We start from the raw sequence: 22,119 nt of genomic DNA, 5'->3' as shown, positions 1-22,119 counted from the left end.
CCTTCTCGGGACCCACCCACGGACAGAGGCGGACGGAACCATGGCGCCGACAACCCGACCCAAGGACGCCGCAGACACCACGGACGCAGCCGTGCCGGCCGGCTCGATCAAGTCGGCCGAGCGGGTGCTGCAGATCCTGGACCTGGTCGCGCGGCACACCGACGGGATCGACGCCAGCGGCATCCGCGCTTCCCTGAAGCTGCCCCGCAGCAGCCTGCACGGGCTGCTGCGGGTGCTGTCGGACCGGGGCTACCTGTTCGTGGACCCGGACTCCCGGGTCTACCGGGTCGGGCTGCACGCCTGGGAGGTCGGCCAGGCGTATTCGCACAACCAGAACATCAGTGTCCTCATTGGACCGGAGATGCGCGCACTGCGCGACGAGCTCAACGAGACCGTGCAGCTGGCCGTCCTGGACGGGCTGGACAACGTGTACCTGGCCAAGGAGGAGTCCGACCACCCGCTGCGGCTGGTCTCCGGTGTCGGCCTGCGGCTGCCCGCCCACACCACGGCGCTGGGCAAGGTCCTGCTCGCCGGCCTGCCTGCGGGCGAGGTGCGCCGCCGGCTGGCCGGGGTCACGTTGCAGCGGTTCACCAAGAGCACCATCGGCGACAAGGCGGAGCTGCTGCGCCGCCTCGCCGCCGTGCGGGCCAGCGGTTTCGCCGAGGACGACGGCGAGTACACCGTGGGGCTCTACTGCGTCGCCGTGCCGGTGCGCAGCGAGTCGGGGGCGGTCGTCGCCGCCGTGAGCTGTTCCACCCCCTCGGCGCGCGCGGGCGCCACCGGTGACCGCGCCCAGCGGTACCTGCCGGCGCTGCGAGCCTGTGCCGGTCGGCTCGCTCCCCTGATCGCTCCGCTTTCCTAAACGCCGCCGTCGCGCCAGCCGAGGTCATGCGACATCGCGGCGCAGTGGCGGGTCAGCGTGTTCACCAGGTGGTCGCGGTGTCCCGGTCCCTCACCGAGCCGGACGCGGGGGATGGAGCAGCTCATCGCGGCCACCACCCGGCCCGTCGCGTCCCTGACCGGCACGGCGACGCAGAAGACCCCGGGGGTGTACTCGCCGTCGTCCTCGCCGAAGCCGCGCTCCCGGATCACCTGGATCCGCTCGAACAGCTGCTGCGGCGTCGAGATGGTGTGCTGGGTGAACCGGCGCATGGTCACGCCCTCGAGGCGCGCCTTCAGGTCGGCCGGATCGAGGAAGGCCAGCAGCACCTTGCCCAGGCCGGTCGCGTAGGCGGGCAGCCGCATCCCGACCCGCGACACCAGCCGTAGCGGGTGGTCGGCCTCGACCTTGGCGATGTAGACGTTGTCGATGCCGTCCAGCACGGCCAGTTGCACCGTCTCGTTGAGCTCGTCCCGGGCCCCCCGCAGGTGCGGTTCGGCCCGGTGGGCGAGGCTGTCCAGGTAGGCGAAGCTCTGCGCGGTCTCCCAGACCCGCACGCCGATCCGGTAGCGGCGCCGCTCGTCGTCCAGATAGATCCAGCCGCGGCTCACCAGCGTGCCGAGCAGCGCGTGCAGGCTGCTCTTGGGAAAGCCGAGGTCCTGGCTGATCTGCGGGAACGTCGCGCCGGAGCGGTGGGCCGCGAGGTACTCCATGAGATCCAGCGCCCGCTCGGCCGACTTGACGCCGGCCGCGGACTGGGCGTTCGGCGGGGTGCTGCGGGTGGCGGTCATGACGCAGGCCTCCTTGCGTGCCGAGGTGTGATCGGGAAGCGTGCCGCGTTGCCCGGGTCGTGCAACGCCACCACTTCATCACACACGCGTCGATACTGTTTGATGGCCCGGCGGCACGCGGCCGCGTCCTCGGCGATGCCGATCGGGAGCTCCTCGTCGACGTTGCGGGCGAAGAACGCCGTCTCCAGCAGCCCGACCAGGCCGTCGGCGCACCGCACCCGGACGCCGGCCGAGCCGGGGTGGTGCCCGCCGGTCGCCTCGAACGAAAGGCCCGGCGCGACCTCGACCGGCCCGTCGGTCAGCACGAGCCGCCCGCCGACCGCCAGGTCGCGCAGGTACGACCAGGTGGGGCCGGTGAAGTAGAACTCGGTCGGCGGGTGCCCGGGCGGCGCGCACAGCATCTCCCGGACGCCGGCGTAGGAGGCGTAGACCGTCGCCCGGGGGAGCAGGTCCGGCAGGAGGCCGCCGGTGTGGTACGTGATCGTCTGGGTCAGCAGGACGAAGTCGACGTCCTCGCCGCGCACCCCGAGCGCATCGAGGGCCTCCGGCAGCAGCCGCACGTCCTGGAACACGCAGCGCGGGTCGAGGGCCTGGTTGGCGGCGTCCAGCGCGGCCCGTTCCGCGGCGTCGACCGGCAGGCCGGTGTCGATCAGCCCGGTCCGGTCGCCGTCGGTGACCAGCCAGACGTAGAACCACAGGTCGTGGAACTCCTGCTCGTTGCGGCCGAAGAACGCCTCCCAGCCCGGGATGGGCAGCCGGCCCACCGGCGCCGCCGACAGCGAGAACGTCATCCGCCCAGCACCTCAGCGAACCGTTTGGCGAACGCCGCGCCGTCGCCGGGCTGCAGGCCCTGCGGGTTGACGGTGAGGACGCCCTGCCAGGCCCGGTCCTCGCCGAGATGGATGCGGGGCGTGCCGCGGTCCAGGTCCCGGATCACCTCGTCGGCGCTGCGGCCCGACGCGGTGACGTCGATCTCCAGCACGGGCACGTCGAGGTGGTGCTCGTAGCCGTCCCGCACCGTGCAGCGCGGGTCGTCGTGCAGGCCGGCGCGGATGTCGGCCAGCTCCTGGGCGCCGTGCCGGTGGTGGGCGCCGGGGTCGCGGACGAACGCCCGCAGCGCGACGAGCAGCCCGACGATCTGCTCCCGGCCCACCTTCATGCCCCGGCCGATGCCGTGCCGGCCGCGGACCGGGTCGGCGCCGGTGACCTCCGAGCGCTGCCAGGTGCGCGGGCGGATGTCCATGTCCTGGTGGTGCAGGGCGACGGCGCCGACGAGGTCGGCCTGGCCGCACAGGATCCCGGCGGTGTGCGGGCCCCGGAACCCCTTCCCGGCGCTGATCGCCACCAGGTCCGCGCCGGCGTCGAGGATGTCGCGCAGCCGTTGCAGCGGTGGTACATCCATGGCGGCGTCGACCAGCACCGGTACCCCGGCGGCATGGGCCAGCTCGCAGACCTCGGCGATGCCGAGGTGGTCGCCGCCCCGGCCCGGCCGCCACAGCACCAGCGCGGCCCGGCCGTCGAGCTCGCGGACCAGCTCGTCGGGGCGGGTCGAGCCGGGGTAGCCGATCTCCACCAGCTCCGCGCCGACCGCGGTCAGGGCGTGGTCGTAGGGGTCGCGGTGGGCCCGCTGGATGACGGCCCGCCGCCGGGGCCCGGCGACCTCGGGCAGCACGTCGATCGCGGCGGGCCGGTCCCCGGCGAGGCACACGGCGGTGGCGAGGCTCAGCGCGGCGGCGGCGCCGCTGGTGACGTAGGCGGCCGGTGCGCCGAGGAGGGCGGCGATCTCGGCGCCGGCCGCCTCCTCGAGCTCGTCCATGCGCACGTTGCGCGCGCCGGCGGCCCGCATCGCCTCGATCACCTCGTCGGAGAGCGACAGGCCGCCCAGCCGGGTCGCCGGCCCGACCGCGTTGATGATCGTCCGGACGCCCAGTTCGGCGTAGATGTCCATGGCTTCGATGCCTTTCAGTTCGGGGCGCGGTACACGATCTCGCCGGCGCGGACGGTGAGGACGGCTTCCACGGTCTCGGTCACCCGCAGGACGGCAATGTCGGCGGGCGCGCCGGGGCGCAGGGTGCCGACGCCGTCGAACCCGGCGATCCGGGCGGGGTTGAGGGTCGTGCGGCGGACCACCTCGGGCAGGGCGACGCCGAGTCCGAGGAACTTCGCCATCACGGCCGGCAGGTCGCCGACGATCGGGCGGGAGTAGGTGTGCAGGTCGGAGCTGATCGTGTCGGGCAGGAACCCGGCGGCGACCGCGGCCCGGGCCTGCTCCAGGTCGAAGCCGCACATGCCGTGCCCGATGTCGAAGAGCACGCCGCGCTGCCGGGCCTCGGCGACCAGGTCGATGACCCGGCCGTGCTCGGTGTACGGGGTGCCGGACAGGCCGGTGAAGCAGTGGGTGAGCACGTCGCCGGGGCCGAGCCGGGCCAGGATGTCGGCCAGGGACGCCGGCGGGGGACCGAGGTGCACCATCAGCGGCAGCCCCTCGGCGTCGGCGACCTCGCGGGCCCGGTCCAGGGCGACGACGCCGTTGTCGCCGGCGACGTCCGCGGACGCCCGGACCTTCACGCCGATGATCCGGTCCCGGTGCTCGGCGATCGCCGCGCGGCACGCGGCGACGTCGACGTAGGGGAGGGTCTTCAGCTCGCCGGAGAGCAGGATGCTCGTGGTGCCGACGGTGGAGATGTTGATGAACGCGCCGATCCGGGTGCGGACCCGTTCGACGGTACCGCGGACGAACGCCCCGAACAGGTGCGCGCCGGCGCTGCCGGTGTCCACCATGGTCGTGACCCCGCTGGGCGGGCCGGCCTCGTCCGGGTCGACGCCGAGGTCCTGGCCGACGAAGACGTGCGTGTGCAGGTCGACCAGTCCGGGCGTGACGACGAGTCCCGACACGTCCACGATCTCGTCGGTGGCCTCGGCGGTACCGCCGATGCGCCCGTCGCGCACGACGACGTCCCCGGCGGCGAGGGTGCCGGCCTCCGGGTCGCAGACCAGGCCGCCGCGCAGGACGAGCCCCGTCATGACAGCCTCACCGCCTCGCCGGTGCGGGCCGACTCGGTCGCGGCGACGGCGCAGACGACGGCCCGCCGCCCGTCCTCGGCCGTCGGGAAGTCCGGGCCGGCCCCGGAGCAGGCCGCGACGAAGGCGGCCAGTTCCCGGTGCAGCCAGTCGTCACCGGCGTGCGACTCGACCCGGTTGCCCGCCGGCGTCGACACCGCGAGGGCGCCGCCCTGCTCGATCCGCAACTGCCCGGCGGTGCCCTGCACCACGGTCAGCGACCGCGGCTCGGCCCGGTGGGTGCGGCCGAACGACAGCGCGATCCCGGCGACGGCGCCGCCCGCGAACGTGCCGGCGATCGCGGCGGCCTCCCCGGCGACCGTTCTGCAGGTGACCTCGGCCAGGGGCACCCCGACCAGCCAGGGCAGCCGGTCGAAGCAGTGGTGCGACTGCAGGTGCAGGATGCCGCCGCCGCGGTCGGCGTCCCAGTACCACGCCGGCGTGTCCGGGGCCGCCTCCACGATGACGTCGGTGACCGACAGCGGCTCCCCGATCGCCCCGTCGGCGACGAGCCGCCGGGCGGCGAGCCACTCGGCCCGGAACCGGTAGCTGAACCCGACCATGACCACGACACCGGCGGCGTCCCGGGCGGCGATGATCCGGTCGGCCTCCTCGACGGTCGTGCACAGCGGCTTGTCGATGAGGACGTGAACGCCCCGGGCCGACGCCTCCGCGCACGCGTCGGCGTGACTGTCGTGGGGCAGCCCGAGGTACACCGCGTCGACCGATCCCGAGTCGAGCAGCTCGCGCCAGCCCGCGAACGGGGTGCCGCCGAGCGCGGCCGCCCGTTCGGGGACCGGGTCGGCGACGGCGGCGACCTCGACCCCGGGTAACCGGTCGGCGGTCGCCGCGACCTTGGCGCCCATGATGCCGGCGCCGACGATGCCCAGCCTCAGCACGTCACATGCCCAACAGTTCGCCGCCGTCGACGACGATGTCGCCCAGCAGGATGTGGGAGCTCTCGGGGGAGAGCAGGAACCGAACCGCGGCGGCGACGTCGCTGCCGCGGGCGACCCGGCCGGCCGGGATCCGCGGGCGGAACGCCAGCAGGCTGCCGTCGGCCAGGTCGTCGACGGTGGCGTGGTCGCTGGCGAGCTGCCGCATCATCTCCGTGTCCGTCGGCCCGGGCGAGACGGTGTTGACCCGGACACCGCTGCCGGCGACCTCCATGGCGAGGACCCGCAGCGACTGGCGCAGGGCCGCCTTGGAGGCGGAGTAGACGGCCTGGCGCATGCGGGGCATCCGGGCCGCGACCGAGGCGACGGCGACGATCGAGCCGCCGCCCCGGGCGGCCATCCCGGCCGCGTAGCGGCGGGCGACGTCGAAGCAGCCGATGGTGTTGACCCGCAGGATGCGTTCGAAGTCGGCGACGGTGACCTCCAGGCTCGGCGAGCTGTCGAACACCCCGGCGGCGATCGCGACCCGGTCGGCGTCCGACGTCTCGTCGACGAGCTCCTGCACCGACTTCTCGTCGGTGATGTCGACGTGGCGGGCGATCGCCTCGACGCCCTGGGCCTGCAGGGACGCGGCAACGCGTTCGACGAGGGCGGCGTCGATGTCGGCGAGGATCAGCCGGTCGCCGGGGCAGGCCCGGGCGAGGTCCTCGCCGATCGCCTGCCCGATGCCGCGGCCCGCGCCGACGACGACTGCCGTGTTGCTCATGGTTGTTCTCCCGGTTCTGTGGCGGGCTGTTCTGTGGTGGGCATTGCCGCGTACGCGAACGCCCGGGCGGGGTTGTCGACCGTCATGCGGTGGATGTCCTCCTCGGACACTCCCCGGTCGCGGAGCATGGGCAGGAAGTTCTCGATCACGTTGGCGTAGCCCGGTCCGCCGTACGCGGCGAGCTGGCCCAGCTCGCAGATGTCGTTGGACAGCATCAGCTGCCCGGCCAGTCCCATGGCGCACAGCTCGGCGACGTTGTCGGCCCGGAACGACAGCGGTGCGTAGCCCTGCACGAAGGCCAGGTTGTCGATGTTGAGCCAGGCGCCGCGCTCGGCGATCGGCAGCCACCACTTGACGCCGCGCCGGTCGCCCAGGTGCGACACGACGACGTGGGACGGGTCGACCCGCTCCTCGGCGAGCAGGTCGAGCTGCTCGAGCGCCAGCTCGCCCCAGTGGGTGGTGTGGGTCATGATCGGGCAGCCGGTGCGGCGGTGGGCCCGGCCGGCGGCGCGGAACACCCGCTCCTGGTGCGGGGTGATGTGGCCGCGCTCGGTGCCGATCTCGCCGATGAAGCCGGGGCGGATGCCGCTGCCGTCGACGCCGTCGGTGATCTCGGCGACGAGGCGGTCGGCGAGGGCGTCGGTGCTGTCGGTGGTGATGTAGCCGGGGTAGACGATCTCGCGGTACCAGCCGGCGCCCATGACGATGTTGACGCCGGTGGCCGCGCTGATCCGGTGCAGCGCCTGCGGGTCGCGCTTGAGGCCGATGTTCGTGGGGTCGCAGATCGTCCGGCCGCCGGCCGCCGCGAACCGGCGGACCTCCTCGACGGCTATCTCCTCGTCGTCGAGGATCGCCTCGTACAGCTGGCGCAGTCCCCACCCGTCGACCAGGACGTGGTCGTGGGTGAGGGTGTTGCCCATGTCCTCGGGCTCGATCGGCCCGAGGACGGTCATGACCTTCCCGGCCAGACGTTCGCTCATTTCACACTCCCTGCGGCGAGGCCTGTGACGATGTACCGCTGAAACGCCAGGGCGATGAGCACCGGCGGGACGACCGTGAACATGGTGGCCGCGGCCAGCGTCGTCCAGGAGAACTGCTGGAGGTTCTGCAGGCCGGCCACCACCGGCGGCACCGTGAGGGCGTTGGTGAGCACCAGCGAGTAGAAGAACTCGCTCCAGGCCTCCAGGAAGACCAGCAGGCCGGCGGCGATCAGGCCGGGCCGGGCGATCGGGGTGACGACCACCAGCAGGCAGCGCAGCCGGGACGCGCCGTCGACCTCGGCGGCCTCCTCGAGCTCCTTCGGCACGCTGTCGAAGTACGTCTTGAGCAGCCAGATCGCCAGCGGCAGCGTGAACGCGTTGTAGCTGATGATCAGGGCCAGCGACGTGTTGAGCAGCCCGAGCTGCCGGAACGCGATGAAGAACGGCAGCACGACCGCGATCGCCGGCACCACCCGGGACGCGAGCAGCAGCAGGTACGCCATCCGCGAGCCGCGGAACTGGTACCGCGAGAACGCGTACCCGGCGGCGCCGGCGATGACGAGGTTGCTGGCGACCACGACGACGCCGACCCACAGGCTGCGGGCGATCGCCGGCATCAGCCGGGCGACCGCGTCGGTGCTGGAGACGATCCCGCCGTCCTGCCCGGTGGAGAAGGGCGCGCTGTTGCCGGTGAAGATGGCGACGTAGTTCGCGAGGGTGGGGTCGTGCGGCCACCAGTGGAACGGCTTGGCGCCGATCTCCGCGGGACCCATGAAGCTGCTCAGCACGGTGAAGTACAGCGGGAACAGGATCCAGACGAGGAACAGCGCGAACCCGAGGTAGATCCCGGTCGAGGCGAGCCGTGACCGTCTCATCTCACTCCACCCCCTCGGTGATCGTGCTCGAGCGGTACAGCAGCTTCACGAACACGAACCCGAGCACCAGGGCGATCCCGCCGAGGACGACGGCCGTCGCCGAGCCGAGGCCGGTGTTCGTGTAGACGAACAGCTGCTGGTACAGGTAGATCGACAGCACCGAGGTGGCGTCACCCGGCCCGCCCTGGGTCAGCGCCCAGATCGTGTCGAACTGCATGAACCCGAAGATCGTGTTGATGATGACCACGACGACGATGACCGGCCGCAGCCAGGGCAGGGTCAGGTGCCGCAGCCGCTGCCAGGCGTTGGTGCCGTCGACCATCGCGGCCTCCGGCAGCTCGCGCGGGATCGTCTGCAGCCCGGCCAGGAACAGCAGCCCGGTGAACGACGCCTGCCGCCACGCGCCGGCGAGGATCGCGACGATCAGCGCGCCGGTGGTGTCCGAGAGCGGTGCCGCATGCAGGCCGAAGACGGCGAGGACTCCGTTGAGGGCGCCGACCTCGCCGTCGACGAACCACTTCCAGATCATGCCGACCATCACCCACGGGCAGGCCCAGGGGACGATGAGCAGGCTGCGGGCCAGCCACTGGCCGCGGAATCCGGTGTTGAGCAGCAGCGCGAAGGCGAGGCCGAGCAGCGTGGAGACGAGCAGGAACCCGACCGCGTAGAGCACCGTCGTGGTGAGCGCGTGCCGGAACTGCTCGTCGGCGAACAGGGTCTTGAAGTTCGCCAGCCCGGCCCATCGCTCCTGCCCGGCGAAGGTGACCTTCTGCAGGGAGTAGATCGTCGTGCGGATCGCCGGCCAGGCGACCAGACCGAGCACGAAGACGAGGGCCGGGGCGGCGAGGACGAGCCCGAACCGGGCGTCGGCCCGGGCCCGTACCGATTTTGCGGCCATGCTCTAGCTGCCCGCGGCGGCGAGGTTCTTGGCGTCCGCGGCGAGCCCGTCGACGGTGTCCTTGACGCCGGCCTGGCCCAGCAGCATCGCCTGGAGCCGGTCGCCGACCTTCACCTGGAACGACGCGTACCACGGCGCGACCCGGGCGGGGACGACGTCGCTCTGGTTCGCGAACGAGTCCTCCAGCTTCGGCATGTCGTAGTAGTCGGGGAACGCGGCCAGGAAGTCCTTGTCCTTGAACAGCCCCGGGTACGGGCCGAGCAGCGCCGCCGCCTTGGCCCAGGACGCGAACGTGGAGTACTTGCCGGCCTCGTCCTTCCAGCCGTAGAACTTCAGCAGCTTCCAGGCGTCCTCGGCCCGCGCGCCGCCGGCCGTGGCCCCGATCTGGATGACCTCACCGATCTGCAGCGTCTTGCCGGTGATGCCGGGGTGGCGGTACGAGATCGTGACGTTCTTCGACTCGGGACCCTCCGTCGTGCGGATGATCTGCAGGAAGTAGTGGTGCAGGGTGTAGAACGTGGAGTTGCCCTGCGCCATCGCGGTGACGTGCGCGCCGGGGTCGGCGGTGAGGACCTCCTTGGACGTCAGCCCCTCCTGGTACATCGCCTTCCACCACTCCATGACGCTGAGCGTCTTGGCGTCGTCGGCGAACACCGGGGCGCCCTTGGCGTCGAACGGCGTGATCCCGTCGGCCAGCAGGTACACCAGGAAGTACTCCTCCAGGAACTGCTTGGTCCAGTAGCCCGCGTACGGGCTGGCCACCCCGGCGGCCTTGAGCTTCTTGCACTGCTCGTACACCTCCTCCTTCGTGGTCGGAGGTGCGCTGATGCCGTTCTTCTGCAGGTGGCTCTGGTTGTACATGAGGCTGTGCACCGCGGAGAAGTACGGGACACTGATGATCCGGCCGTCCGCGAGCCGGTGCCGGGCCGCCGACGCGGGGAACATGTCGTTGAGCATGTCCTCGACGCCGGCGAACTTGTTGAGCGTCCCGGCCCAGCCGGCGTCGACGTACTTGGTCGAGGCGTAGGCGAAGTTGTAGAAGGCGTCGATCGCCTGGCCGCCCTGCAGCCGCGTCTGCAGGGCCGGGCCGTAGCCGACGTTGGGGATGAGTGACAGGTCCACGCCCACGCCGGACTGGTCCTTGAAGGATGCCAGCAGGGTGCGGATCTGGTCGGGGTATGCCTCCCACGCGGTCATCGCAAGCGTGCCGCGGGCTTCGTTGGTCTTCGGGGTTGCCGCACCGCCGCACGCAGCGAACAGCGATGCCGTGGGAACGGTCAGGCCCGCCGCGAGCGCGCCGCGCAGCAGGCTCCGACGGGAGATCGACGAATGGATCATGAGGTCCCTCCGGCCGCCAGATGGTTCATATACATGAACCTGAGTTCTGAGTTGAGCATTCGTACCAGGTCAGCGACGCGCAGGCAAGAGGCGACTTGATCGCCCGGGGCGCGATACACCCGAAACCCGAGAAGGCTCGAGAGAGATTTGGGCGGTTTTCTCAGCTGATCGGATGACGGCCGATGAGACGGCTGAACACCACGCCCGCGATCGTGTGTCAAGGGAGCGCCGACGCCATGACGAGCATGTCCAGTACCGCCGCGCCCAGAGCGACCATCGGGCTCAAGCTGACGGTCATCTTCGTCGGCATCGCGCTGGTCTTCGGGTCCGTGTGCTCGGTGGCGTACCTGTCCGTGGACTCCCTCGTGGCGAACACCGGCATGGTGCAGCACACCTACCAGGTGCTCGGCCGCATCGAGGCGCTCAACGCCAGCCTCAAGGACGCCGAGACCGGGCAGCGCGGGTACCTCATCACCGGCGAGGACGCCTACCTGGCGCCGTACAGCCAGGCCCTGACGGATCTGGCCGCCCAGCAGCAGGCGTTGCGATCGCTCACCGCGGACAACAGCGAGCAGCAGCAGCGCCTCGACTCGCTCGCCCCGCTGGTGACCTCGAAGCTCGACGAGCTCAAGCAGACCATCGACCTGCGCCAGGCCCAGGGCTTCGACGCGGCGCAGAAGGTCGTGCTCACCAACGCCGGCAAGACCGTGATGGACCAGATCCGCACGCTCACCACGGCGATGTACGACGAGGAGTCCAGCCTGCTCGCGGTGCGTGCCGCCGCCGCGAGGTCGGCCGAGGAGCGAACCAAGGTCTCGATCGTGGTCGGCGTGCTCGTGCTGCTGGCCGGCATGACGACCGCCGGGACCATGATCACCCGGCAGACGAGCCGGCGGGTCAACCGGGTCCGCGACGCCATCTCGGCGCTGGCCGCCGGCAACCTGACCACCACCACGAACCTCACCTCGAGCGACGAGTTCGGCCGGATGGGGCAGGATCTGGACACCGCGATCGCGGCGGTCCGCGCCACCGTGCGGGATCTCGCCGGTACCGCCGCAACGCTGTCCTCCGCCGCCGACGAACTGTCGAAGGTCAGCGGCGACCTCAACCAGGGCGCCGACGAGGCCTCCGGCAAGGCCACCCTGGCCGCGCGGGCCGCCGACGAGGTCCACGTCAACGTGCAGTCGGTGGCGGCCGGCGCGGAGCAGATGACCGCCTCGATCCAGGAGATCGCCACCACCTCCTCCCGCGCCGCCGACGTGGCCAACCGGTCGCTGGACATCGCCCGCACCACCACCGAGCAGCTGACCACCCTCGGCCAGGCCAGCACCCAGATCGGCGAGGTGGTGCGGCTCATCACCTCGATCGCCGAGCAGACCAACCTGCTGGCGCTCAACGCGACCATCGAGGCGGCCCGGGCCGGCGACGCGGGCAAGGGCTTCGCGGTCGTGGCGAGCGAGGTCAAGGACCTGGCCCAGGAGACCGCCCGGGCCACCGAGGACATCACCCAGCGGATCGGCGCCATCCAGGCCGGCAGCGACGGCGCGAGCACGGCGATGCAGCGCATCGAGGAGGTGATCGGACAGCTCACCGAGTTCAGCCACACCATCGCCGCCGCCGTGGAGGAGCAGTCGGCGACCACGAACGAGATGACCCGCTCGATCAGCGACGCGGCCCGCGGCGCCGGCGAGGTGCAGGCGAACTTCTCCGCCGTGGCCGAAGTGACCACGGCCACGTCGAGCTCGGCTCGTTCCAGCCAGCACGCCGCCGATGACCTGGCCGGACTCGCGGTCAGGCTCAACGGCATGGTCGCCAAGTTCACGTACTGATCACCGTGCGATTGCGGAGGCACAAGTGACCGTGGTGAACAGCGGGCCCTACGAGATGTCCCGCCCGGATCTCGCCGAGGCACGGGAATCCCTGCGCCGGCTCTACGGTGCCGGCACCGACCGGCTGTGGGCCGACCTGCTGCGCGCGGCCCAGCTGACCGGGCGCGAGACCGACCCGGCGGCGCTGGAGCGGCTCATCACCGCGATGCTCGGCGCCGATCCGGTGACCGCGCTGTGCGGGCGCAGCCTCGCCATCCGCGCGACGACCTTTGTGCGCCTGTCCTCCGTGCACGACCTGATCCGCGAGCGCGAGCGCCGCCTGGACGCGCCGGACACGGTACCGAGCGGCGGATAAGGGGTACCACCAACGGCAGGATTTCGTACTGCACGGGGGGAGCAGCCATGCACCAGCACAGCGAGAAGATCGCCAACCTGGATCGGATGCGCGGCCTGGCCGCCTTCGACCTGTTCAATCCGGACCTGCGCGAGCAGCTGCACGGCCTGTGCCAACACAGCGCCGCCCGCGTGGGCATGCCGATCGCGGCCGTCCAGGCGGTGCTCGACACCGCCACCGCGACCCTGGCCGCCTCCGACGGCGGCCAGGAGCTGGAGGGCCTGGGCGGCGGCCCGAACGAGTTCGCGTTCTGCCCTCAGGTCGTGGTCGACGAGGCACCGTTCGTGGCCGACGACCTGACCCAGGACCCGGTCCGTGGGGACAACCCGTTCGTGCAGGCCGGCCTGGTCCGCTCGTACGCCGGGGTCCCGCTGCGCCTGCCGTCGGGGCACATCCTGGGCGCGCACTGCGTCATGAGCGACGAGCCGCACGCCTTCACGGACGCGGACATCGCGCTGCTGACCAGGGTGGGCGACGAGGTCGTGGAGACCATCCGCCGCTACGACCTCGCCGCCCCCGGGTAGGCCTGCCGGTGAGGAGGTTCGGAGGGCGTCGGTCGGGTTGAGGTGGGCGGCGCGCGCCGCCGGGTACAGCCCCGCCGCGACGCCGATCACGAGCGCCGCCGCCAGGCCCGCGCCCACCCCGGCCGCCGGTATCAGCGGCGGCCAGCCCCGCATGCCGGCCACGGCGTACGTCACGGCGGTGGCCAGCAGCGTGCCGGTCAGGCCGCCGAGTGCCGCAACCGTCGCCGGGCAACGGGCTGCGCGGGCTCACGGAGCGGGTCCAGGTCCTGGGCGGCGAGCTGCGCGCCGGACCGGCCGACGGCGGCTTCGAGGTGTGGGCCCGCCTTCCGGTGACCGCCGCCGCTTCGGCCTCGGCTTCGCCGGGGCTGGTCGCGTGATCCGCGTCGTGATCGCCGACGACCAGGTCCTCGTCCGCGCCGGCTTCCACATGATCCTCGACGGTACCGACGACATCGCCGTCGTCGGCGAGGCGGCCGACGGGCTGCACGCCCTGACCGTCGTCGCCGACACCCGGCCCGACGTGGTCCTCATGGACGTGCGGATGCCCGGCATAGACGGCATCGAGGCCACCCACCGGTCCGGCGAGCCACCCCACGTGATCATCCTGACGACGTTCGACCTCGACGAGTACGTGTATGCCGGGTTGCACGCCGGCGCGGCCGGCTTCCTGCTCAAGGACACCCTCGACGGCGACCTGCTCCAGGCCGTGCGCACCGTCGCCGGCGGGCACAACGTCGCCGCCCCGACCGTCACCCGCCGCCTGGTCCAGCACTTCGTCGCCACCGGCCCGCGCATCGTCGACACCACACCCCTCAGAGGGCACCGTCAAGACCCACGTGAGCCGGATCCTGGCCAAGCTCGGCCTGCGCGACCGCATCCACGCCGTCATCTACGCCCACCAGAGCGGCCTGGCGTAGCCCGCGGCGCAACTGGCGCGGTGTCCACCAGCGTCGGCCGGGTCGCGGCCGCCAGGACCGCGATGCGCCGATCCTGCCCACAAGGCCGCCCCGCGCAAGGCCGCTCCGCGAGATGTGCAGTTGGTGGAAGTTTTCCCGCGCGGGGATCTTGCCCACCCACCCCGCCGCTAGGCTCGCGGTGATCTTCCTCGATGGGAAGATCATCGATCAACGGGGGAGGAACGCTCAGCATGTGGTCCGTTCGCAAGGCGGCCGGGTCCGCCGTCGTCACCGCGCTCGTCGCCGGGGGCGGGGTGGTGGTCGCCGCCGGTCCGGCCGTGGCCGGCAACCCGCTGGCCATCTCCGTCGCTGCCTGGGCGTACACCGACGCCCGCCACCCGGCGCAGTCGTACGCCGGCCAGACCGGCGCCGTGCCGGTCGGGGCGTGGCGCGACGCCGGGAACGTCGTGCACCGGTCCCGGGCCTACTACAGCTTCGACCTGTCCGCGCTCGCCGGGGCGACCATCTCCGAGGCGACGCTGATCGTGCCCGAGCTCGCCGCCAACGACTGCGCGACGCCGCGCACCGTGGAGGTCTGGCGCACGGCGGCCTTCACGGCGCCGACGTGGGCGCACGCGCCGGCGGCCGAGGCGCTCGTCGACGCCACCGACGGCGGGCAGGGCTGCGGGACCCGCGGCTCGTGGGATCTCGCCGCCGAGGTCACGGCCGCGCTCGCGGCCGGGCGGACGACACTCAGCCTCCAGCTGCGGGTGCCTCAGGGCCACGAGCGCGACGAGCGGTACGGGCGCTCGTTCGGCACCAACGCGGGCATCAGCGTGCAGTACAACCGCGCCCCGAACGTGCCGGCGAACGTCCGGATCGACGGGCGGGCCTGCGGCGCCGGGCCGCTGTTCGTCACCGGGACCCAGCCGCTCGTGCAGGTCCAGGTGAGCGACCCCGACCCGGTGCCCATGGTGGGCGACGGGACGACGCTGCAGCTCGCGGCCTGGCCGGTCGGCGACCCGGCGCAGCGCACCGAGTGGGGCGGCGGCTTCGGCTACGGCACGTGGACCTCGACCACGATCCTGCCCGGCGGCATCCTCACCGACGACGGGACCTATGCGCTGTCGGGCCAGGCCACCGACCGGCACGGCGCCACCTCGGCCTGGAGCGAGCCCTGCCTGCTCGTGCTCGACCGGGTCGGCCCGGCCGACGCGCCGCTGGTCTCGTCGGCGACGTATCCGGCGGGCACGGCGAGCGGCGGGCCCGGCGTCCCGGGCACCTTCACGTTCGACGCGAACGGCGACACCGAGGTCACCGGCTTCATGTGGGGCACGATCCTGACCGGCACGTACGCGTACGTGCCGGCCGACGCGCCCGGCGGCACCGCCACGATCACCTACACGCCGCCGGTCGCGGGTGACGTGGTGCTCGTCGTCGACAGCGTCGACCGGGCCGGGAACCACTCGCCACGGGCCGAGTACGGCTTCGCGGTGCTGGAGCCCTGAGCGGTCAGCGCATGAGGCGGAGGGCGGGGTGCTCGGCCAGCTTCTCGGGCGCGTAGCGGAAGCTGCCGAGCAGCGCCGCCTTCGCCGGCAGGTCGAGGGCGCGCAGGCGCGGCGGCGGGCTCTCGAACAGCGATGGGGACGCCGGCCGGGTGGAGTCAGCCTTCGGCCAGGCGGCGGAGAAGGTCGCGAGGCCGGTAGGGGATGACCTCGCCCAGGGAGATGATCGTGCTGGTGCGGTCGACTCCTTCGATGGCGAGGACGGCGTTGGTGATGCGGTGCAGGTCGGTCGTGTCCTTCGCGACGATGTGGGCCAGGAGATCGGCGTCGCCGGTGGTGTGGTGGGCTTCGATGACTTCCGGGAGGGCGAGCAGCCCTCGGCGGGTCTGCTCGGGTTCGGCCTGCCGTACTGACAGTGACATGAAGGCGACGAGGCCGTAGCCGAGGGCGGCGGGGTCGACGCGCCTGCTGAACGGTTTGAGCGCGCCGGTGGCCGCCAATCGTCGTAGCCGGGCGTGGACGGTGTTGCGGGCGATACCAAGGGTCTGCGCGAGGGCGAGGATCGTGGCGTCCGGGTCGTCGTCCAGGGCGAGGATGACCCGTGCGTCGAGGGCGTCGATGCTGGTCATGTTGAGCATTCTGACACAAGTTTCTGGACAGATTGAGCATCCATCGCATGTCGAATGATCTCTGTTGCGCGAATGCCTGCCGTCGAGAGAGGTTGGCGTCACCACGTACTTTCCGAGGAAGGCCGTCACGGTGGTGAAGGCGCATGCGTCGCGCATCAGCAGATCGTGGATCATCGTGGTTCTCGCCGGGATCAGCGCCGGGCTGCAGGTGTGGAAACTGCCGTCCGCGATCCCCCTGCTGCGCGACGACCTGTCCATCACGCTGCTCCAGGCCGGAATGCTCCTCGGGGTCGTCCAGCTGGCGGGGATGCTCGGCGGCTTGGCCATGTCCCTCCTGGCTGAGGTGATCGGTGAGCGACGCTGCCTCAGCGCGGGACTGATCCTGTTGTGCCTGGGATCGGCCACCGGGGCCCTCGCCTGGTCAGCGGCTTCGCTGACCGTCTTCCGGGCGGTGGAGGGCGCCGGTCTCATCATGGTGGCGGTGACCGGCCCGGGGCTGATCCGCCGCCACACCCCCGGACCGCGGCTCAACGCGGCCATCGGCTTGTGGGGTGCCTATCAGGGCATCTCTGCCTTCGCGGGGCTCATGGCCAGCGCGGTGATCCTGCAGGCGCTGCCGTGGCGGGTGTGGTGGTGGGCCATGGCCGCGGTCGCGCTGGCACCGCTGCCCCTGGTGCTCGCCTACGTCCCCCGTGACGAGCGCAGCCGCGCCCTTCGCCCGGCAACGGCGACGACGCGGATCGCGCGAACCGTTCGCTCACCCGGGCCCTGGACCGTCGGTCTGGCGTTCGCGTGCTACACGCTGTCGTGGATGGCCGTGGTCGGGTTCCTGCCGACGATCTACCAGGACAGCGGGATGACCGGCGTCATCCCAGGTGTGCTCACCGCGGCCGTCGGCGGGGTGAACGCCATCGGCTCGGTGGTCACCGCGAAGGTACTGCAGCGCGGCGTCCCCGCCCGTGCCCTGCTCATCCCCGCCTTTGTGGTCATGGCCGCCACATCGGTGCTGGCCTTCGCGGCCAACTGGACGGCGGTGCCCGCGGGAACGACGCTGCGTTTTCTCTGCGTGGCCGTCTTCTCCGTCGTCGGCGGTGCGATACCGGCCACCCTGCTGCGCACGGCCGTGGAACTGACCCCGGAGGGCGGCTCCACGCCGGCCGCCATCGGACTGATCCAGCAACTCTTCAACGCCGGCAGCCTCGCCGGTCCCGGCATCGCCGCCTGGCTGGCCAGCCAGGCCGGCGGCTGGCAGTCCACCTGGTGGATGACGTGCGCCAGCTCTGCCATCGGCATCGCACTCAGCCTCCACCTCGGCGGCCGGTTCGCCCCGCCAACCCCAGCAGGACCGAGGCGGGCGCACATGACCTCCACGGCGTGGCACCGATGAGGAGCTCGTATGTCATGCCCCCGGATGTTGCCGCTGTGGTTTGTCGCGTTGCCGGACCATCACATCGTTGTCCCGGGCGAGTTGCCGCCTCCGGGTCCCGTCCAGAAACCAGTGCCGTGACCAGGACCGCCTGGTCACGGCACCGCAAGGCGCGGGTTCCGCGGTGGGCTCGTTCAGCGGGCAGCAGACCGGTCAGCACGTCCACGCGGTGTTCGCGTGCAGGCAGCACAGCGGCCGGCAATCGAGCCGGTGCGCGGAATGGCTCAGTGGGTTCAGCACTGGCGGTTCACGTACTGCGCCCTATCGTTCGCGTTGGCCCCGACCCAGGCGATTGCCTCCCCAGCGTAGTTTCTGATGAGGGTTTCCCCACCCAGCGAGGTGTAGAAGATCGTGCTGTCAGTGCTGTTGTGGACCGAGGATGTGCGGTTGTTCCAGCCGTAGGCTCCGAGGTATTGAGTGCCGCAGTCCGAGAGCTTGCCTCGCGGGTAGCCGAAATTGATGTCCTCGTAGAAGCAGAACCAGCCGGACGGGCAGTCGGCGGCGCCGGTGATGGCGAGCGTCCCAGGAAGAGCGTAGGTCACTACGAACTTGCCGTTGTCATACGAGACCTCGTTGCGGCTCGTCTGTTTGCCCCCCGGGGCAATCTTCAGCTGAAGCGCGATCTGCTCGCGCAACTCTGCATCCGAGCGGGCCTGCCGGGTCAGCAGGGACGACTCGGCCACTGGACTGTTCGATGCCGATGCCGAAGCCGGCGTTGCGGCCATGGCCGATGCGGCAATGAGCGCCGTCCCCATGGCAGTGACGATACGGATGACTCGTCCGAGGTTCATCTGCGCACTTTCCTTCCTCATTTGTAGAGCCGTGGTGATCGTAAGATTTGTAGAAATTGGCGTCCATCAATCTGTCGAGGTTCGGACAATGCTGGACGGAACCATGGCGTACGTGCAACAATGAGCCATTCCGCGCAAGGGTTCTGACGGCTGACCGTTGTCATGTGGTGCGATCGTTCTCGATGCGGCGGATGACCAGCGCGGCGGCGACCATCTTCCCGGTCCACCAAGGGTTGAGGCCGGCCATGCCCGTGGCAGGTGGTCGGCTTCCGCACCGGGCCTGAGGGCCGGCCGATCCCGTCGCCGGCGTTGCTGGGGCGCCGCGGGCACACCTCGGCCTGACAGCCGTCAACGGCCGCCCCGAGCGGCGTCGAGCGACGGCACGTGACCTACTGGACGGCCTCCGGGATGAACTCGCCGGCGAGGCGGTGCGCCGCGGACGCCACCAGGACGCCGGCGCCGATCCACAGCAGCAGTGCCGGGTCGATCGAGTCGCTCGCCCAGCGCGGGTCGGTGCGGCCGGTCGGGTCGAAGAGCACGTCCCGGTGCCCGCGGGACGCACTGATCGTCGTGGTGAGCGCCGTCACGCGGGGGTCCGCACAGCGCAGCGTGTGGTCGTAGTGGGTGGTGACGTCGATGTTGCCGTTCCCGTCGGGATTGACCTGGTTGCGCTCGCGGACGGCGACGATCTCGCAGGCCGTGACCCGGCCGCGCTCCCGCAGGGCGGCGCCCTCGATGGCGGCCGGGAACGCGAACAGGCCGAGGAACGTGGCGCAGAACATGACGAGGTTGAGGAACGGTGGCCGGTACTTGAACGACAGGAACGCGGCGAACAGCGCCGCGCCGTAGCGCAGCGGGAAGTACAGGATTCCGAACCAGTCGCTGGCGAACGGCATCGGCCCGTAATTGACCAGCACCGCCGGCACACAGACCAGCACCGCACCGGCCGGCAGCGGACCGACCGCGCTCACCACCCGCCCGGGGATCGTCTTGAGCCAGCCGCTCATGAAGGTCGATTCAAGCATGCGGGGACCCGGCCTGCACCCAGCCGAACAGTTCGCGGTCCAGGTCGGCCGGGCGGTTGGTTTCCGGGTAGCTGGGGGAGTAGGAGGACATCCGCGCACCTCGTCGCCGCGCCTCTCGACGCGGCTTGCCGGGCGGTGCGAGATAACCCTCGTCGTCCGCGCGAGCGCGGCGCCCGTCCGGCGGTGACGTGAGAAGGCCGGCGGAAATGCGCGGGCGGTGAACCTGCCGAAAATTGTGTTATCTGGAGCCGGGTCGCCGAGTCGCACATCCGAGTATCGGGCGGACCCGGGCGACCGACGTATTGACATCCGATGCGGCAGGCCTGTTTCATGTGGATTGCGGGACGATGTGATCGTTAACACGCCATCGCGGCTGAGCGCCGGTCCCGCGCGGCGTGGCGCTGCCGGACTGGCCCTGGCATGCTGATCGCCTGGTGGGACGGCAAGGTCCCTTGGATCGGTGATGCACATGGGCAGGACGGGCGCGAGGAAGGCAACACTGGTCGCCGCGGCGCAGGCCGGCGACGGGCGGGCGATCGAAGAGCTCATGGCGGCCTACCTGCCGCTGGTGTACACGATCGTGCGCCGTGCCCTCGCCGGGCACCCGGCCGCCGTCGACGATGTTGTCCAGGACAGCGTGCTGCGCGCCCTGCGTCAGCTGCCGTCGCTGCGCGAGCCGGACAGCTTCCGCGCCTGGATCGCCGCCATCGCCGTCCGCCAGGCCGCGACCTACCTGCAGCACGAGCGCCTCACCGCGGGCCGCAACGCCACGCTGGACACCGTTGCGGGTGCACCCCGCGCCGCCGACTTCGAGGATCTCACCCTGCTGCGCCTGGAACTCGCCGGGCAGCGCCGGCAGGTCGGGCAGGCGGTCGCCTGGCTCGACCCGGACGACCGGGTGCTGTGGTCGCTGTGGTGGCTGGAGGTCGGCGAAGAGCTCAGCCGCGCCGAGCTCGCCGCCGCGCTGCGGGTGAGCGTCCCGCACGCCGGAGTGCGGCTCCAGCGCATGCGCAACCGGCTGGAGCAGGCCCGCGCTCTGGTCGCGGCGCTCGAGGTCCGGCCGCGCTGCCCCTGGCTGGACACCGTCGTCGCGGACTGGGACGGCATTCCGAGCCCGCTGTGGCGCAAGCGGATCGCCCGGCACACCCGGTCCTGCGCCACCTGTGGCGCGGGCGCCGACGAGATGGTCGACACCGAGCGGCTGCTGACCGGGTTCGCGCTGCTGCCGGTGCCCGCGGCGCTCACCGCCGCCCTGGTCGGCCACGGCCAGTCCACCGCGACCTCCGCCACCGCCGGCGGCCTCGCCGCGACCACCGGCCACGCCCCGCTCGCGGCGTCCGCTGCCACCGCCACGGCCTCCGGCCACGGCCCGCTCGCCGCGTCCGCTGCCACCACCGCGGGCGGCGCCGCCGCGACGACCGGCTGGCTGGCCGGCTTCCCCGTCGCGAAGGCGACCATCGCCGCGACGATCGTCGCCGGAACCGCCGTCGCCGCCCTGACCTGGCCGAGCGGCGCCGGCTCGCCACCCACCGCGGCCGCACCGTCGAGCCTGCCGTCGCCGACGGTGCCAGCCGGCCGGCCGTCGTCGGCCGCGCCGTCGGGCCGGCCGCCGACGTTGCGCCTCGGGCCGGTGTCCTTCGAGTCCGTCGCCGTCCCCGGACGGTACCTGGGCAACGACGGGCAGTTCGGCATCCTGGTCGCCGCAACGAGTTCGACCCAGCGCGGCCGGGCGACGTTCGAGGCGGTGCCGGGCCTGTCCGACAGCAGCTGCTACTCGTTCCGGGCGGCCAACGGGCAGTACCTGCGCCACCAGTCGTGGCGGCTCAGGCTGAGCGCCGACGAGGGCAGCCACGTGTTCCGCGGCGACGCCACGTTCTGCCCGACGGTCACCGACGGCGGCGAGGTGTTCCTGGAGTCGGCGAACTACCGGGGTCACTTCATCCACCGGCAGAACGACCAGCTGTGGGTGGACCAGGCCGACGGCACGGCCGCGTTCCGCGCCGACAGCGCGTTCCGCCTCCAGCCGCCGCTCGCCTGACCGGGGCACGCCAGCGCGGCGCGCCCGCGATATCGGCGACCTCCCGACGGCTCCGCGGATAACCCGAAATTGCCGGGTCGAACTCGCGCGGAAAAAAGCGTTACGAGTCGCCGAAAAAATGGTCGCAGATCGGTGGGCGTGAAAATAACATCGCATTCATTGCGGCATCGTGGGGCTCGGCAACATGGCGCTGAGCTGGGAAAAGTCCAATACCGGGCCGGGTGGGAACGGCTTGCCGCGTGGGGTGGTCGCCCTTCGGTCTTGCGCGTTCCGAAACGGTCTGGCAATCTCGCGGTCCTGGATGTGAGCGTTCCCCGCTCCATTCGGCACGAATCTGTTAGCGCTAACACGCCAGGGCTCGACCGTCGACGGGCCCGAGCGGCGCGCAGCCTCCAGGCCGGAAGGGAAACCCATGCAAGCCGGTACCAAATCCCCGCCCGCCCGGGCCCGCCGTCGCGGCGCCCGGACGGCCCTGCTCGCCTCGATCGCCACCGCGCTCGTCGCCGGGGTGGTGGTCGCGATCAATGTGACGACCGCTTCGGCGGCGACGGTGGACACCAGTGCGTGGTATGAGCTGG

The 22,119-nt window shown here is 71.6% G+C and carries 21 protein-coding genes and 1 pseudogene; 9 read left to right on the top strand and 13 right to left on the bottom strand.

What is annotated here, in order from left to right; translation table 11 throughout:
• Positions 1-40 precede the first annotated feature (40 nt).
• Positions 41-862, top strand: coding sequence for an IclR family transcriptional regulator (locus IEZ31_RS14290; protein ID WP_190250317.1), 822 nt, complete (start codon positions 41-43; stop codon positions 860-862).
• Here IEZ31_RS14290 and IEZ31_RS14285 read toward each other — a convergent pair.
• Genes IEZ31_RS14285 through IEZ31_RS14240 form a run of 10 tightly spaced genes read right to left on the bottom strand, consistent with a single transcriptional unit; the run spans position 859 to position 10,484 of the window.
• Complete coding sequence (locus tag IEZ31_RS14285) at positions 859-1,671, bottom strand: IclR family transcriptional regulator (protein ID WP_190250316.1); 813 nt, start codon at positions 1,669-1,671, stop codon at positions 859-861. The two genes, IEZ31_RS14290 and IEZ31_RS14285, sit on opposite strands and share 4 nt — an antisense overlap.
• Entirely contained in the window at positions 1,668-2,462 is a 795-nt protein-coding gene (locus IEZ31_RS14280; RefSeq protein WP_190250315.1) for an MBL fold metallo-hydrolase, read from the bottom strand. Before IEZ31_RS14280 ends, IEZ31_RS14285 begins: the two co-directional genes overlap by 4 nt.
• A complete protein-coding gene (locus IEZ31_RS14275) occupies positions 2,459-3,619 on the bottom strand; it encodes an aminotransferase class V-fold PLP-dependent enzyme (protein ID WP_190250314.1) in 1,161 nt (386 codons plus the stop codon). Before IEZ31_RS14275 ends, IEZ31_RS14280 begins: the two co-directional genes overlap by 4 nt.
• A gap of 14 nt (positions 3,620-3,633) precedes the next feature.
• Positions 3,634-4,695, bottom strand: a complete 1,062-nt coding sequence (locus IEZ31_RS14270; protein ID WP_190250313.1) for an amidohydrolase family protein — start codon at positions 4,693-4,695, stop codon at positions 3,634-3,636.
• Positions 4,692-5,630 (bottom strand): Gfo/Idh/MocA family protein, encoded by a 939-nt coding sequence (locus IEZ31_RS14265; RefSeq protein ID WP_190250312.1) that lies wholly within the window; start codon positions 5,628-5,630, stop codon positions 4,692-4,694. The genes IEZ31_RS14270 and IEZ31_RS14265 overlap by 4 nt, the downstream gene beginning before the upstream one ends.
• A 1-nt stretch (position 5,631) precedes the next feature.
• Positions 5,632-6,393: an SDR family NAD(P)-dependent oxidoreductase gene (locus IEZ31_RS14260; RefSeq protein WP_190250311.1), complete on the bottom strand. Its 762-nt coding sequence runs from the start codon at positions 6,391-6,393 to the stop codon at positions 5,632-5,634.
• Positions 6,390-7,373, bottom strand: a complete 984-nt coding sequence (locus IEZ31_RS14255; protein ID WP_190250310.1) for a phosphotriesterase family protein — start codon at positions 7,371-7,373, stop codon at positions 6,390-6,392. Before IEZ31_RS14255 ends, IEZ31_RS14260 begins: the two co-directional genes overlap by 4 nt.
• Positions 7,370-8,248: a carbohydrate ABC transporter permease gene (locus IEZ31_RS14250; protein ID WP_190250309.1), complete on the bottom strand. Its 879-nt coding sequence runs from the start codon at positions 8,246-8,248 to the stop codon at positions 7,370-7,372. Before IEZ31_RS14250 ends, IEZ31_RS14255 begins: the two co-directional genes overlap by 4 nt.
• 1 nt (position 8,249) lies before the next feature.
• Positions 8,250-9,146: a carbohydrate ABC transporter permease gene (locus IEZ31_RS14245; RefSeq protein ID WP_190250308.1), complete on the bottom strand. Its 897-nt coding sequence runs from the start codon at positions 9,144-9,146 to the stop codon at positions 8,250-8,252.
• Positions 9,147-9,149: 3 nt separating this feature from the next.
• Positions 9,150-10,484 (bottom strand): ABC transporter substrate-binding protein, encoded by a 1,335-nt coding sequence (locus IEZ31_RS14240; protein WP_190250307.1) that lies wholly within the window; start codon positions 10,482-10,484, stop codon positions 9,150-9,152.
• A gap of 236 nt (positions 10,485-10,720) precedes the next feature.
• On the opposite strand from IEZ31_RS14240, the gene IEZ31_RS14235 reads away from it, so the two are divergent.
• The 6 genes and pseudogenes from IEZ31_RS14235 to IEZ31_RS14210 all read left to right on the top strand — a co-directional run bounded on the left by IEZ31_RS14235 (position 10,721) and on the right by IEZ31_RS14210 (position 15,635).
• Complete coding sequence (locus IEZ31_RS14235; RefSeq protein WP_190250306.1) at positions 10,721-12,313, top strand: methyl-accepting chemotaxis protein; 1,593 nt, start codon at positions 10,721-10,723, stop codon at positions 12,311-12,313.
• Between the two features lie 25 nt (positions 12,314-12,338).
• Positions 12,339-12,668, top strand: coding sequence for a hypothetical protein (locus IEZ31_RS14230; protein ID WP_190250305.1), 330 nt, complete (start codon positions 12,339-12,341; stop codon positions 12,666-12,668).
• Positions 12,669-12,715: 47 nt separating this feature from the next.
• Entirely contained in the window at positions 12,716-13,231 is a 516-nt protein-coding gene (locus tag IEZ31_RS14225; protein ID WP_190250304.1) for a GAF domain-containing protein, read from the top strand.
• 209 nt (positions 13,232-13,440) lie between these two features.
• Complete coding sequence (locus IEZ31_RS14220; RefSeq protein ID WP_190250303.1) at positions 13,441-13,608, top strand: ATP-binding protein; 168 nt, start codon at positions 13,441-13,443, stop codon at positions 13,606-13,608.
• 50 nt (positions 13,609-13,658) lie between these two features.
• Positions 13,659-14,148 (top strand): annotated as a pseudogene (locus IEZ31_RS14215) (response regulator).
• Positions 14,149-14,378: 230 nt separating this feature from the next.
• Complete coding sequence (locus tag IEZ31_RS14210) at positions 14,379-15,635, top strand: DNRLRE domain-containing protein (RefSeq protein ID WP_190250302.1); 1,257 nt, start codon at positions 14,379-14,381, stop codon at positions 15,633-15,635.
• Positions 15,636-15,790: 155 nt separating this feature from the next.
• Here the strand turns inward: IEZ31_RS14210 and IEZ31_RS14205 are convergent, their stop codons facing one another.
• Positions 15,791-16,261 (bottom strand): Lrp/AsnC family transcriptional regulator, encoded by a 471-nt coding sequence (locus IEZ31_RS14205; protein WP_229834972.1) that lies wholly within the window; start codon positions 16,259-16,261, stop codon positions 15,791-15,793.
• A gap of 130 nt (positions 16,262-16,391) precedes the next feature.
• Here IEZ31_RS14205 and IEZ31_RS14200 point away from each other — a divergent pair, with 130 nt between their 5' ends.
• On the top strand, positions 16,392-17,648 hold the full coding sequence (locus IEZ31_RS14200) for an MFS transporter (RefSeq protein WP_190250301.1): 1,257 nt from the start codon (positions 16,392-16,394) through the stop codon (positions 17,646-17,648).
• A 272-nt stretch (positions 17,649-17,920) separates the two neighbouring features.
• Here the strand turns inward: IEZ31_RS14200 and IEZ31_RS14195 are convergent, their stop codons facing one another.
• Positions 17,921-18,478 (bottom strand): peptidase inhibitor family I36 protein, encoded by a 558-nt coding sequence (locus IEZ31_RS14195; RefSeq protein ID WP_190250300.1) that lies wholly within the window; start codon positions 18,476-18,478, stop codon positions 17,921-17,923.
• 389 nt (positions 18,479-18,867) lie between these two features.
• Positions 18,868-19,503 carry a hypothetical protein gene (locus tag IEZ31_RS14190; protein WP_190250299.1) on the bottom strand — a complete coding sequence of 212 codons (636 nt, stop codon included), beginning with the start codon at positions 19,501-19,503 and terminating at the stop codon, positions 18,868-18,870.
• 469 nt (positions 19,504-19,972) lie between these two features.
• On the opposite strand from IEZ31_RS14190, the gene IEZ31_RS14185 reads away from it, so the two are divergent.
• A complete protein-coding gene (locus IEZ31_RS14185; RefSeq protein ID WP_190250298.1) occupies positions 19,973-21,541 on the top strand; it encodes a sigma-70 family RNA polymerase sigma factor in 1,569 nt (522 codons plus the stop codon).
• Positions 21,542-22,119 lie beyond the last annotated feature (578 nt).

This window comes from Dactylosporangium sucinum, from assembly GCF_014647515.1.
GTDB lineage: Bacteria > Actinomycetota > Actinomycetes > Mycobacteriales > Micromonosporaceae > Dactylosporangium > Dactylosporangium sucinum.
This window is presented reverse-complemented; position numbering and strand designations above follow the sequence as displayed.

What these genes read in the sequence shown, in the direction of transcription:
- IEZ31_RS14290 (WP_190250317.1), top strand. Translation starts at nt 41, where the DNA reads ATGGCGCCGACAACCCGACCCAAGGACGCCGCAGACACCACGGACGCA.
- IEZ31_RS14285 (WP_190250316.1), bottom strand. Translation starts at nt 1,671, where the DNA reads ATGACCGCCACCCGCAGCACCCCGCCGAACGCCCAGTCCGCGGCCGGC.
- IEZ31_RS14280 (WP_190250315.1), bottom strand. Translation starts at nt 2,462, where the DNA reads ATGACGTTCTCGCTGTCGGCGGCGCCGGTGGGCCGGCTGCCCATCCCG.
- IEZ31_RS14275 (WP_190250314.1), bottom strand. Translation starts at nt 3,619, where the DNA reads ATGGACATCTACGCCGAACTGGGCGTCCGGACGATCATCAACGCGGTC.
- IEZ31_RS14270 (WP_190250313.1), bottom strand. Translation starts at nt 4,695, where the DNA reads ATGACGGGGCTCGTCCTGCGCGGCGGCCTGGTCTGCGACCCGGAGGCC.
- IEZ31_RS14260 (WP_190250311.1), bottom strand. Translation starts at nt 6,393, where the DNA reads ATGAGCAACACGGCAGTCGTCGTCGGCGCGGGCCGCGGCATCGGGCAG.
- IEZ31_RS14255 (WP_190250310.1), bottom strand. Translation starts at nt 7,373, where the DNA reads ATGAGCGAACGTCTGGCCGGGAAGGTCATGACCGTCCTCGGGCCGATC.
- IEZ31_RS14250 (WP_190250309.1), bottom strand. Translation starts at nt 8,248, where the DNA reads ATGAGACGGTCACGGCTCGCCTCGACCGGGATCTACCTCGGGTTCGCG.
- IEZ31_RS14245 (WP_190250308.1), bottom strand. Translation starts at nt 9,146, where the DNA reads ATGGCCGCAAAATCGGTACGGGCCCGGGCCGACGCCCGGTTCGGGCTC.
- IEZ31_RS14240 (WP_190250307.1), bottom strand. Translation starts at nt 10,484, where the DNA reads ATGATCCATTCGTCGATCTCCCGTCGGAGCCTGCTGCGCGGCGCGCTC.
- IEZ31_RS14235 (WP_190250306.1), top strand. Translation starts at nt 10,721, where the DNA reads ATGACGAGCATGTCCAGTACCGCCGCGCCCAGAGCGACCATCGGGCTC.
- IEZ31_RS14225 (WP_190250304.1), top strand. Translation starts at nt 12,716, where the DNA reads ATGCACCAGCACAGCGAGAAGATCGCCAACCTGGATCGGATGCGCGGC.
- IEZ31_RS14210 (WP_190250302.1), top strand. Translation starts at nt 14,379, where the DNA reads ATGTGGTCCGTTCGCAAGGCGGCCGGGTCCGCCGTCGTCACCGCGCTC.
- IEZ31_RS14205 (WP_229834972.1), bottom strand. Translation starts at nt 16,261, where the DNA reads ATGACCAGCATCGACGCCCTCGACGCACGGGTCATCCTCGCCCTGGAC.
- IEZ31_RS14195 (WP_190250300.1), bottom strand. Translation starts at nt 18,478, where the DNA reads ATGAACCTCGGACGAGTCATCCGTATCGTCACTGCCATGGGGACGGCG.
- IEZ31_RS14190 (WP_190250299.1), bottom strand. Translation starts at nt 19,503, where the DNA reads ATGCTTGAATCGACCTTCATGAGCGGCTGGCTCAAGACGATCCCCGGG.
- IEZ31_RS14185 (WP_190250298.1), top strand. Translation starts at nt 19,973, where the DNA reads ATGGGCAGGACGGGCGCGAGGAAGGCAACACTGGTCGCCGCGGCGCAG.